We start from the raw sequence: 11,971 nt of genomic DNA on the forward strand, positions 1-11,971 counted from the left end.
GACGACCTTCGGGTTATGAGCCCGACGAGCTACCAGGCTGCTCCACCCCGCGTCCGTGGATGCGCACTATACTCTGCTCGCATTTTCATGCAACCCTTTTTTCACCTTGATCACGTTTTTAGGGTGAAAATGAACAAAAACAACGCATTCTGGATTATTTTTTGCTCAAAATTTGCGTTCGGGTATGTATACGCATTTCATTAGGTTCGGGGGTTTGTTATCTTCGTCTCGCATTCAGGCAACATAAGACGAGAACAATGAAAGGACGTTGGGCAAAATATCTTCTGGCGGGAGCAGTAGTCGCGATGCTCGCCGCGTGTTCCTCAAAACCCACCGATCGTGGGCAGCAGTATAAAGACGGGAAATTTACCCAGCCTTTCTCACTGGTGAACCAGCCTGATGCGGTTGGCGCACCAATCAATGCCGGTGATTTCGCCGAGCAGGTTAATCAAATTCGCAGCGCTTCGCCACGTTTGTACGGTAACCAGAGCAACGTCTACAACGCTATCCAGCAATGGTTACGCGCGGGCGGTGATACGCGCAGTATGCGTCAGTTTGGTATTGATGCCTGGCAAATGGAAGGGGCGGACAACTACGGTAACGTCCAGTTTACCGGTTACTACACGCCGGTTATCCAGGCGCGGCATACGCGCCAGGGCGAGTTTCAGTATCCTATCTATCGTATGCCGCCAAAACGTGGGCGCTTACCATCCCGTGCCGAGATCTACGCGGGCGCGCTAAGCGACAATTATATTCTGGCATACAGCAACTCCCTGATGGATAACTTCATTATGGATGTTCAGGGCAGTGGTTACATCGATTTTGGCGATGGCAGCCCGCTCAACTTCTTTAGCTATTCCGGGAAAAACGGCCACGCCTATCGCAGTATCGGTAAAGTGCTTATCGACCGTGGCGAAGTGAAAAAAGAAGATATGTCGATGCAGGCTATTCGTCATTGGGGTGAAACGCACAGCGAAGCCGAAGTGCGTGAGCTGCTGGAGCAGAACCCATCGTTTGTCTTCTTTAAACCACAATCTTTTGCTCCGGTGAAAGGGGCCAGCGCGGTACCGTTGATTGGCCGCGCATCCGTGGCTTCTGACCGCAGTATCATTCCTGCGGGCACAACGTTACTGGCGGAAGTCCCGTTACTGGACAATAACGGCAAGTTTACCGGCCAGTACGAACTGCGTCTGATGGTGGCGTTGGATGTGGGCGGGGCGATAAAAGGACAGCACTTCGACATCTATCAGGGTATTGGCGCAGACGCCGGACACCGTGCAGGGTGGTATAATCACTACGGACGCGTGTGGGTGCTGAAAACCGCGCCGGGTGCGGGTAACGTATTTAGCGGCTAGTTGCCTGATGGCGGCTAGCCTTATCAGGCCTACAAATTAGCGCGTAGGCCGGATAAGCGAAGCGCCATCCGGCAGCCATACTGCGTAGTATTAATGAATTTGAGGTGTTATGTCTGTGGTTATAAGTGATGCCTGGCGTCAGCGTTTTGGCGGTACGGCGCGTCTGTATGGCGAAAATGCGCTGCAACTGTTTGCCCAATCGCACGTTTGCGTGGTTGGGATTGGCGGAGTGGGGTCATGGGCGGCGGAAGCGCTGGCACGAACCGGCATTGGCGCCATCACGCTCATCGATATGGATGATGTGTGTGTCACCAATACTAACCGCCAGATCCATGCTTTACGCGATAACGTCGGCCTGGCAAAAGCTGAAGTGATGGCTGAACGTATCCGCCAGATTAACCCGGAGTGCCGGGTGAACGTGGTCGATGATTTTGTCACGCCGGATAACGTTGCTGAATATATGAGTGCTGGATTTTCGTATGTCATTGATGCGATTGATAGCGTGCGCCCAAAAGCGGCACTGATCGCGTACTGTCGGCGTAACAAAATTCCGCTGGTGACCACCGGTGGTGCGGGCGGACAGATCGATCCTACGCAGATTCAGGTCGTTGATTTGGCAAAAACCATCCAGGATCCGTTGGCGGCCAAGCTACGTGAACGGCTGAAAAGCGATTTTGGCGTGGTGAAAAACAGCAAAGGCAAGCTGGGCGTGGACTGTGTGTTCTCGACCGAAGCGCTGGTGTACCCGCAGGCAGATGGCTCGGTATGTGCGATGAAAGCGACGGCGGAAGGGCCGAAACGTATGGATTGCGCATCCGGGTTTGGCGCGGCCACGATGGTGACCGCCACCTTTGGTTTTGTTGCCGTCTCCCATGCGCTGAAGAAGATGATGGCCAAAGCGGCGCGCCAGCCCTGATTGTGTCGGATGGCACTATGCTTATCCGACCTACGGTTTGTGCGGTGTTGTAGGCCGGATAAGACGCATCAGCGCCGTCATCCGGCTTTCTGAGCAGCCTCGATAATTGCCTCGTTCAGAGCATGTAGCCCCTGGCTACGCGAGGCGCTGAGCTGCGCGCGTAAACCCAGCTCGTCAAATAATTCCATTGGTGAATGCGCCAGTAACTCGGCGGCCGTTTTACCTTCGACCGCGGTGAGTAATACCGCCAACAGCCCGCGTACTATTCGACCTTCGCTGTCACCAAAGAAATGCAGAGTGCCATTCTCATGAAGAGTATGCCCCAGCCAGACGCGGTTTTCACAGCCCGCGATTTCTTTGGCCTGTGCTTTTAGCGCATCCGGAAGTGCCGGCAACTGCTTACCCAGCAGTATCAGCTGACGATATTTATCTTCCCACTGAGTGAGCGGGATAAAGGTATTGCATAACGTCTCTTCGGTTACGGTTGTGCCAAACGGGTGTCCGGCGAACAGAGGGCTTGTCATTAATCCACCAATATTTCCAGCGCGCGGTCGACGGCTGCGACCAACGCATCCACATCGCTTTGTGTATTATAAGGGGCAAATGAGGCGCGTAGTGTCCCGGATACGCCCAGTTCTGCCAGTAGCGGTTGCGCGCAGTGTTGCCCCGCGCGCAGCGCAATGCCATATTCGGCCAATAGCGTAACCATATCGCTGTGATGAACACCCGAGAAATCAAAGGCTAACAGACTGGAATCCTGGCAGCGGAAGGACCGAAAGCCGGGGCGTTTCGCCAGCGCATCTTCTGCCAGCGTCGCCAGACCCCGGCTCCAGTTTTCGGCCTGTGCAACGTCGACGTCCGCCAGCCATTCGAGCGCTGCGCTTAGCCCGATAACGCCAGCAACGTTAGGCGTACCGGCCTCCAGCTTCCATGGGGCTGCCTGGGTGGTGAAACCGTCGAAGCTGACTTCGCTAATCATCTTTCCGCCGCCGAGCCACGGTGACATAGCTTCCAGTAATCCAGGCTTACCGTACAGCACGCCAATGCCGGTTGGACCATACAGCTTGTGGCCCGAGAACGCATAGAAATCAATATCTAACTGTTGTACGTCGGCAGGAAAATGGACAATCCCCTGGGCACCATCAACCATCACCACCATGCCAGCCGCATGGGCGAGCGTGATGGCGCGGGCCAGATCCGGGCAGCCACCGGTGACGTTCGACATTTGCCCGAGTGCCAGAATGCGGCTGCGCGGGGTAATGAGTTGCGTGAGGCGCTCAACGTCTGGCAATAAATCGGGGGTGAGTGGGAGTTTGACGACCTTAGCCCCCGTTTGCTCCGCGACCATCAGCCAGGGCACGAGGTTGGCGTGATGTTCCGCTGCGCTAACGATAATCTCATCACCCGGCTGAAGGCGTGGACGCGCATAGCTTTGAGCAACCATGTTGATCGCTTCCGTTGTGCCGCGGGTCCAGACGATGGTTTTTTCATCCGGTGCATTAATCAGGCTTGCGACTTTTTCCCGCGCGGCTTCATAACGTGCGGTCAGGCGCTGGGCTTCAGCAAACTGGCTGCGATGGACGTTTCCGGCGCTCAGGCTATAAAACTGGTGGGTAGCCTCAATCACCGCCTGTGGCTTCAGCGCCGTAGCAGCGCTGTCGAGATAGACGCCAGCATCGTTGAGTGCGGGAAATTGTGCGCGAAACTGCGCGGGGTTAAAAGCGTTCATGGTATTCCTCAGTTCAGTAAACAGATCGTGGCGCAAAAAGGGCATTGATACAAGGGTTGCGCTAACCATCGGAATACTCTGGATATCCTGGCAAAGCCCGCTCAGTGTCTTATGCTAAATAGCGTTAGGCGAGCAATTTTGCCTGTTACGGAGTGTGTTTTTAATAGCATAAATCGCTTTAAGGAGAAGAAGATGAAAAAGACTGCCGCAATTATCTCTGCCTGTATGCTGACTTTTGCCCTGAGCGCCTGTTCCGGTTCGAATTACGTGATGCATACCAACGATGGTCGATCAATCGTAGCTGACGGTAAGCCACAGACCGATAATGAAACGGGGATGATTTCGTATAAAGACGCTAACGGCAACAAACAGCAGATTAACCGCACTGACGTGAAAGAGATGGTAGAACTGGATAACTAACCGGTCATCCATCGACAAAGAGTCGGACAAAAAAAAGCACCGCAATTTGGCGGTGCTACATTAATCACTATGGACAGACAGGGTAAATGTACAGGAAGTGAAAAAGGGTAGCTTTGCTACCATGGTCTGAATCGCAGACCAATTGCAAACACAACAACACAACATCACAACCGTAAGCCAAAAGCCCACCAGAACACGCATTCCGATAAAACTTTTCGTTCCGGCTTCAGGAAGTGCCGCCACTATAGGTATTTGCTGGTAGAACCTCAACGGACAATTTATAATGGCTCAGATAAAAAAAACTAATAGGTTACAGCCTGTTAGCTAATTGTTAAATTCATTTAACATCAAAGCCTAAAAGTCATGTCAAAACGATTACCACCTTTAAATGCGTTGCGTGTTTTTGATGCTGCAGCGCGTCATTTGAGCTTTACTCGCGCAGCAGAAGAGCTTTTTGTGACGCAGGCCGCAGTAAGTCATCAAATCAAGTCTCTTGAGGATTTCCTGGGGCTGAAGCTGTTTCGTCGACGCAATCGATCTTTGCTGTTAACGGAAGAAGGCCAAAGCTACTTCCTCGACATCAAAGAGATTTTTTCGCAATTAACCGACGCGACGCGTAAACTTCAGGCACGTAGTGCAAAAGGTGCACTTACCGTCAGTTTATTGCCCAGTTTTGCGATCCAATGGCTGGTGCCCAGACTCTCTAGCTTTAACTCAGCTTATCCGGGAATCGATGTCAGGATCCAGGCGGTGGACCGTCAGGAAGACAAACTGGCGGACGATGTAGATGTGGCGATTTTCTACGGACGCGGTAACTGGCCGGGTCTGCGCGTTGAAAAATTGTACGCAGAATATTTATTGCCGGTCTGCTCGCCGCTATTACTCACCGGTGATAAACCGTTGAAGACGCCCGACGATCTGGCTAAACACACATTATTGCACGATGCGTCGCGCCGTGACTGGCAAGCCTATACGGCCAGCTTGGCTTGAATCATATCAACGTACAGCAGGGACCTATCTTCAGCCATAGCGCCATGGTGCTACAGGCTGCTATCCATGGACAGGGGATTGCGCTGGCTAATAACGTCATGGCGCAGTCCGAAATAGAAGCCGGACGTCTGGTCTGTCCGTTTAACGATGTTCTGGTCAGCAAAAACGCATTTTATCTGGTTTGTCATGACAGTCAGGCAGAACTGGGTAAAATAGCCGCCTTCCGTCAGTGGATTTTGGCTAAAGCGGCCACGGAACAAGAAAAATTCCGCTTTCGTTATGAACAATAATTTACGTAGGGTATTCACATGACCAGCCGTTTTATGCTGATTTTTGCCGCCGTAAGTGGCTTTATCTTTGTGGCGTTGGGTGCCTTTGGGGCACATGTTCTGAGTAAAACCCTCGGTGTCGTTGAGATGGGGTGGATCCAGACTGGCCTTGAGTATCAAGCGTTCCATACGTTGGCTATCTTTGGCCTGGCCGTCGCCATGCAGCGACGCATTAGCATTTGGTTTTACTGGAGTAGCGTGTTTCTGGCATTAGGAACGGTGCTGTTTAGCGGCAGCCTGTATTGCCTTGCGCTCTCTCATTTACGCCTGTGGGCGTTTGTTACCCCCGTCGGCGGTTTCAGCTTCCTTGTGGGCTGGGCGCTGATGTTAGTGGGTGCTATTAGATTGAAACGTAAGGGCGTTAGCCATGAATAAGGTTGTGTTGTTGTGTCGCCCGGGTTTTGAAAAAGAGTGCGCCGCAGAAATTACGGATAAAGCAGGGCGCCGGGAAATCTTCGGTTTTGCCCGCGTGAAAGACAATGCGGGTTACGTCATCTTCGAATGCTATCAGCAGGATGATGCCGAAAAGCTAGTGAAAGAGCTGCCGTTTAGCTCACTGATTTTTGCCCGTCAAATGTTTGTGGTGGGCGAACTGCTGCAATATTTACCGCCGGAAGACCGCATTACGCCGATCGTTGGCATGCTGCAGGGCGTGGTGGAAAAGGGTGGCGATCTGCGTGTCGAAGTCGCCGACACCAATGAAAGCAAAGAGCTGGTTAAGTTCTGCCGTAAATTTACTGTACCGCTGCGCGCGGCGCTGCGTGAAGCGGGCGTACTGGCAAAATATGAAACGCCGAAACGTCCGGTGGTTCATGTTTTCTTTATCGCCCCTGGCTGTTGTTATACCGGTTATTCCTGGCCTGACAATAACTCACCGTTCTACATGGGTATTCCGCGACTGAAATTCCCGGCCGATGCGCCGAGCCGCTCAACGCTGAAGCTGGAAGAAGCGCTGCACGTGTTTATCCCTGCCGATGAATGGGATGAGCGTCTGGCGAACGGAATGTATGCGGTGGATTTAGGGGCCTGCCCGGGCGGATGGACCTATCAGCTGGTTAAACGCAACATGTGGGTTTACTCGGTGGATAACGGTCCAATGGCACAAAGCCTGATGGATACCGGACAGGTCACCTGGCTGCGTGAAGACGGATTTAAATACCGTCCGAATCGCAACAATATTTCGTGGATGGTCTGCGATATGGTGGAGAAGCCGGCGAAGGTTGCCGCGCTGATGGCACAATGGCTGGTCAACGGCTGGTGTCGTGAGACAATATTCAACCTCAAGCTGCCGATGAAAAAACGCTACGAAGAGGTATCACAGAACCTGGCTTACATTCAGGCCCAGCTTGATGAACATGGCGTAAATGCCCAAATTCAGGCGCGTCAGCTGTATCATGACCGTGAAGAAGTAACCGTTCACGTACGTCGTCTGTGGGCGGCCGTCGGCGGTCGTCGCGACGAGCGATAAGGCTACAATCCTGGTCGGATGGCGGCGAAATCGCCCTATTCGGCCTGGATTGATTCAATCAGCTGTGTATCTGAAACAATATGCGTCACATCATCCAGATGCCCAATTCTGGCCTCTCCCGAACGATTAAATTTACTTTTATCGATCAACAATAAAGATTGCGATGCGCGCTTAAGCAGAATGGATTTGAAGTCTGCGTTGGTTGCATTTGAGTCCCAGAGCGCGCCGTCGCTGTCGATCCCTTCGCAGGAAAAAATAAACAGGTCGATATCGAGGGATTTTAGCTGCGAGATAAGCGAGGGATTAACGTAGCAACCGTATTTGCGCTCAAGGCGACCGCCGGAGCTGATAAGCTGAATGTGTTCACGTTTAGCCAATTCCTGGCAGATGGGCTGGCTGTTGGTAAAAACGTGAATGTTGATGTCCGGTAGCTGTCGCGCCAGGTACCAGCATGTTGAGCTGGCGTCTAAAGCTATCACCATACCTTCTTCGATCCATGCCAGCGCTTCGCGGGCAATATTTGCTTTGTGGGCATAGTGGCTTTTTAGTCGTATATGGAACGGGTCGCCACTGTCCTGATTTTCCCGATGAATAGCCTTGGCCCGCCCGTGATTGCGTAGCACCTTGCCCTGGGTTTGTAATTCACTGAGATCGCGGCGGATGGTCTCTTTGCTAACGTTTAGCTGCAAAGACAGGGCTTCAGTTGTCAGGCTTTTGTGGTGGGTAAGCAGATCTACGATTGCCTGCTGGCGCGCCGCTTTCATGTTCAGATCCTCATCTGATGATAAATGCCCGTACCAGACGGGCATTCTGACCAGAGATTACGGCGTTACCCCTTTTTTTAAAAGAATATTCCCGTACTTTGCCCGCTCTCCTGTGATAACGATCGCAAACGCCTTTTGCGCTCGTTCGTAAAAGGCATAACGGTCAATACGCGTGATGTCTGGACAGGGGGCCTGCAATGAAAGCGCCTGTCGATAGCGAGCCTCGACGTCAGGATCGAGAGCGTCGCCTTCTACAGCGGCCATCATCACCAGCGGTGGGGCGTAGCTGTCCAGTTCAAAAAGCGGAATAATCGCCTGCAGCAGGTCGCTGACCAGCAGGCCGTCGGCGCGAATCACCTGCGGTCCCATGCTATGAGCCGGAAAATGAGCATCGGAAAAGATAATCTCATCGCCGTGACCCATTTCAGCCAGCACCTTCAACAGGTCGGGGGAAATTAAGGGGGATATTGTTTTGAGCATGTTACTCGACTCCTGTCAGTTCGGATTCGGTTTGCGGATAGAAGTAACGGTACTGGTAGCGCACCTGTGCACGGGCCTGTTCCGGTGAGGGAAATTCCCTAATGCCTGACCAGGCAAACATCGCGGCGCCTGCGACGGTGGTTTCGGCGTCATCCAGCACTTTGACAGGGATCCCGAGAACATTAGCTTTAATCTGGTTCCACAATGCGTTACGGCTTCCCCCGCCAACCAATAACAATTCAGTGGCCTGGAAATGACCGATTTTTTCCAGCGTGTGTAAATTCTGCTGCAACTGTTCTGTCAGCCCTTCCAGTGCGGCGCGATAAAAATGCCCGCGGGTGGTATTGAGCGTAACCCCTTGCCAACCCGCATTCTGAGAGGTCAGCAGGTCGCAGTGCATCTTGACGCCTTCTGCGCCAGCAGGAATGGACCGGGCTTCGTCAATCAGCGTCTGCCAGGGCGATTCGGCAGTCCAAAACAGCTTACGCACCCATTCAAGCACGCCGGAAGCCAGCCACTGCATGCCGGGATTATACAGCCCGACCTGACTGTCTAATTCACAGGTGGAACCCGCATAATGGCTGAGCAGAGAGGTGTCCACCTGTGCGCTGCGTACCATCAGAATTTCCCATGTACCGGAAGAGAGCACCGGTTCGTCTGGCTGAGCTCCTGCGCCAAAGAGCGCAAACTGCGTGTCGTGCCCGGCAGATATCACAGGAATACCCACTGGTAGCCCGAGCTGGCTGGCGGCCTCGTTTTGCAGTACCCCAATCTGTTCGCCCGCTTCCACCAGCCGTGGAAACAGTCGGCGCGGTATGCCGGTCGCCTGCAAAATGTCATCACTGAAATCGCGCTGCTGGATGTTCAGCATCTGGCTGGTGCCCGCCATGGTGATATCTGTGGTGAACTCGCCGGTTAAACGGTGGTTGATAAGCGATGAGATAAACAGCCAGGCGTGCGCCTGTTCCAGTAATTGTGGATGGTTTTCTTTCAGCCACACCAGTTTATACAGCGTGTTAAAGCTAAACGCGCCGACGCCGGAGATTTCCTGCAACTGCTGCGGTGACATGTAGCGATGGATATTTTCCATTACTGCTGCGGTTCGCGGGCACTTCCAACTGATTATCGGATATAACTGCCTGCCGTGTTGATCGACCAGCGCACCGTCTACGCCGAAGGTGGTGACGGCGATCCCGCAGATACGGCAATTGGCCAGTTGCGTGGAGAGCCGCTGACAGCAGTCGGCGAAGCGTTGCAAAATGGCTTCCAGCGACCACTGATGCCAGGTACCGTTCTCCGCGGCAATATCACTGGCGTTGGGTGTAGAGGCGCGGGCGATAATTTTTCCCTGACGGTCAACGGCTATGGCCCGCACGTTGGTCGCGCCACAGTCGAGGACCAGGATAACCTCTTGTTTCATAATTGCTCCTGGGAGATTACCTATTGCCGGATGGCGGCTTCGCCTTATCCAGCCTACAAAACCGTGCGCTTCGTAGGCCTGATAAGACGCGTAAGCGCCACCATCAGGCAATTGCTCGATGTTTAACGCTTATACAGCGGACCGTAGTTCTGGCAGGCGCGATAATCCTGGCCTTCCGTATCCATTCCGTGGGCTGCCCAGGCTGAAGGACGGTAAATTTTCTCGTCTTCCACGTTGTGCATGCAAACCGGGATACGCAGCATGGCGGCCAGCGTGATAAAGTCTGCGCCCACGTGACCAATCGTCAGCACTCCGTGGTTTGCACCCCAGTTAGCCATAACCGAATAGACATCGCTGAACGGGCCTTTACCGGTTAAGCGCGGGGCAAACCAGGTGGTCGGCCAGGTAGAGTTGGTGCGCGCATCGAGCTGGTCATGCATATCTTCCGGTAATTCCACGCTCCAGCCTTCGGCGATTTGCAGTACCGGCCCCAGGCCCTTGATGATGTTGATGCGAGTCATGGTGAACGGCACGCCGCCCTCGGTCAGGAAGCGAGAGGAGTAGCCGCCGCCGCGGAAGTATTCGTGAATAGCCGGACACCATTCGGTTGCCGCCAGGCAATCATCGACCTCTTTTTGCGAGATTTCCCAGTGCGGTTTCATGGTCGGTTTCCCTGCGTCGTCGCGCTGTTTGCAGGAGCCGTCCAGTGCTGCCGAGCCGGAGTTAATCAGGTGAATAATGCCGTGCTCAGCAAGGCCGGTCAGCGGTTTACCCGTGACGCGCTCCACCGCCTCTGGCGACCAGTAGGTGCGCACATCGGCAAAGACCTGCGCCGTACCGGTGAGTTGATGGCCGAACAGCATCGCCACGCCGTTCAGGCTGTCGTTTTCGGTGGCGACAACGAACGGTTCGCGTATGCCATTCCAGTCGAAGGAGCTGTTGAGCAGCGCTTCGGCGGTATCACCATTCGGATATTGATCGGTCCAGTGACGCTGGCCCTGGAAGCCTGCGGCAATCGCGTTGTATCCCAGCGACTCTTCAACCCGACCTTTGTCGGCCAGCTTCTGGTTACCCTGCATCATGTCGCGAATGCACATGGCCATCAGCAGGCTCTCTTTCAGCACCGCACGGCTTTGCTCTGCGTTGCGCTTATATTGCTGCGCGTTCTGATCCTCACCGTAGCGGAAGTTTTTGTCCGCCCACGCCAGCGCCATTTCCAGCTCAGCTTCGTCATAGATTTTTTGGTCGATGCGACGACGCAGTTCGGTCATATCAACGGGTTGAACTTTCATTCCCAGCCAGGATTCAAAGAAGTTATGATCGACAATAGAGCCGGCAATGCCCATTGAAACGCCGCCTACGGACAGGTAGGTTTTGCCTTTCATACCGGCGACGGCTAAGCCCGCGCGGGCAAAGCGCAGCAATTTTTCTTCCACATCGGCAGGGATCGTGGTGTCGCCGGCGTCCTGTACGTCATGGCCGTAAATAGAGAAGGCAGGAAGTCCTTTTTGATTATGCGCAGCCAGCGCGGCGGCCAGATAAACGGCCCCCGGACGTTCTGTACCGTTGAAACCCCAGATAGCTTTCGGCCGCATTGGATCCATGTCGATGGTTTCGCTACCGTAGCACCAGCATGGGGTCACTGTGATGGTCACGCCCACATTCAGGCTGCTGAATTTTTCTTCGCAGGCGGCAGATTCCGCCATCCCGGCGATACAGGTGTCGGCAATGACACATTCAATTTGCGCGCCGCAGGCGTGACGAAGTTTCTCAGCGATCAGCGCAGCGGTGGCTTTAGCCATATTCATGGTTTGCTCTTCGAGCGATTCACGAACACCCATACGGCGCCCATCAATCACCGGACGAATGCCAATTTTCGGTAAGCTATTTTTTTTCATTCGAGGTTCCTCATCTCACTTTATGCCGTGCTGCAAAAGCGGATGTTGAACACCACCGTCGCAGTTGGCTGAATAACTCATTTTTGCTAACTCGAGTTAGCTTAGGTATTAGAGAGTTTTTTGCACAACTTTTTTGTTGTGGAACTGTGAGAGGCTTCACGAGAAGTGGTTAAAATTCGATCTGTGTCAAATAAACCAGAAC

The 11,971-nt window shown here is 53.5% G+C and carries 11 protein-coding genes and 1 pseudogene; 6 read left to right on the forward strand and 6 right to left on the reverse strand.

Annotation, left to right across the window (positions count from 1 at the left end; genetic code table 11):
- The first annotated feature begins 257 nt into the window (after positions 1 to 257).
- Positions 258 to 1,355, forward strand: coding sequence for a murein transglycosylase A (gene mltA / locus OGX66_RS15555; RefSeq protein WP_003034021.1), 1,098 nt, complete (start codon positions 258 to 260; stop codon positions 1,353 to 1,355).
- Between the two features lie 109 nt (positions 1,356 to 1,464).
- Complete coding sequence (gene tcdA, locus OGX66_RS15560) at positions 1,465 to 2,271, forward strand: tRNA cyclic N6-threonylcarbamoyladenosine(37) synthase TcdA (RefSeq protein WP_003846496.1); 807 nt, start codon at positions 1,465 to 1,467, stop codon at positions 2,269 to 2,271.
- 77 nt (positions 2,272 to 2,348) lie between these two features.
- Here the strand turns inward: tcdA and csdE are convergent, their stop codons facing one another.
- Positions 2,349 to 2,795 carry a cysteine desulfurase sulfur acceptor subunit CsdE gene (csdE, locus tag OGX66_RS15565; protein WP_003846500.1) on the reverse strand — a complete coding sequence of 149 codons (447 nt, stop codon included), beginning with the start codon at positions 2,793 to 2,795 and terminating at the stop codon, positions 2,349 to 2,351.
- On the reverse strand, positions 2,795 to 4,000 hold the full coding sequence (gene csdA / locus OGX66_RS15570) for a cysteine desulfurase CsdA (protein ID WP_003840388.1): 1,206 nt from the start codon (positions 3,998 to 4,000) through the stop codon (positions 2,795 to 2,797). Before csdA ends, csdE begins: the two co-directional genes overlap by 1 nt.
- Before the next feature lie 192 nt (positions 4,001 to 4,192).
- Here csdA and OGX66_RS15575 point away from each other — a divergent pair, with 192 nt between their 5' ends.
- From OGX66_RS15575 to rlmM, 4 genes and pseudogenes are all read left to right on the forward strand, one after another.
- Positions 4,193 to 4,420: a YgdI/YgdR family lipoprotein gene (locus OGX66_RS15575; RefSeq protein ID WP_003840386.1), complete on the forward strand. Its 228-nt coding sequence runs from the start codon at positions 4,193 to 4,195 to the stop codon at positions 4,418 to 4,420.
- Positions 4,421 to 4,783: 363 nt separating this feature from the next.
- Positions 4,784 to 5,700: pseudogene (gene gcvA / locus OGX66_RS15580) on the forward strand (glycine cleavage system transcriptional regulator GcvA).
- Positions 5,701 to 5,718: 18 nt separating this feature from the next.
- Positions 5,719 to 6,114 (forward strand): DUF423 domain-containing protein, encoded by a 396-nt coding sequence (locus tag OGX66_RS15585; RefSeq protein WP_003034037.1) that lies wholly within the window; start codon positions 5,719 to 5,721, stop codon positions 6,112 to 6,114.
- Complete coding sequence (rlmM, locus tag OGX66_RS15590; protein ID WP_003034040.1) at positions 6,107 to 7,207, forward strand: 23S rRNA (cytidine(2498)-2'-O)-methyltransferase RlmM; 1,101 nt, start codon at positions 6,107 to 6,109, stop codon at positions 7,205 to 7,207. The genes OGX66_RS15585 and rlmM overlap by 8 nt, the downstream gene beginning before the upstream one ends.
- Before the next feature lie 35 nt (positions 7,208 to 7,242).
- Here the strand turns inward: rlmM and fucR are convergent, their stop codons facing one another.
- The 4 genes from fucR to fucI all read right to left on the reverse strand — a co-directional run bounded on the left by fucR (position 7,243) and on the right by fucI (position 11,769).
- On the reverse strand, positions 7,243 to 7,971 hold the full coding sequence (fucR, locus tag OGX66_RS15595; protein WP_044713418.1) for an L-fucose operon activator: 729 nt from the start codon (positions 7,969 to 7,971) through the stop codon (positions 7,243 to 7,245).
- Positions 7,972 to 8,028: 57 nt separating this feature from the next.
- Complete coding sequence (gene fucU, locus OGX66_RS15600; RefSeq protein ID WP_003840383.1) at positions 8,029 to 8,451, reverse strand: L-fucose mutarotase; 423 nt, start codon at positions 8,449 to 8,451, stop codon at positions 8,029 to 8,031.
- A 1-nt stretch (position 8,452) separates the two neighbouring features.
- Positions 8,453 to 9,871, reverse strand: a complete 1,419-nt coding sequence (gene fucK / locus OGX66_RS15605) for an L-fuculokinase (RefSeq protein ID WP_270922689.1) — start codon at positions 9,869 to 9,871, stop codon at positions 8,453 to 8,455.
- A gap of 122 nt (positions 9,872 to 9,993) precedes the next feature.
- A complete protein-coding gene (gene fucI / locus OGX66_RS15610) occupies positions 9,994 to 11,769 on the reverse strand; it encodes an L-fucose isomerase (protein ID WP_003034050.1) in 1,776 nt (591 codons plus the stop codon).
- Positions 11,770 to 11,971 lie beyond the last annotated feature (202 nt).

The sequence above is a fragment of the Citrobacter sp. Cf072 genome, assembly GCF_030334485.1.
Taxonomy (GTDB): Bacteria; Pseudomonadota; Gammaproteobacteria; order Enterobacterales; family Enterobacteriaceae; genus Citrobacter; species Citrobacter freundii.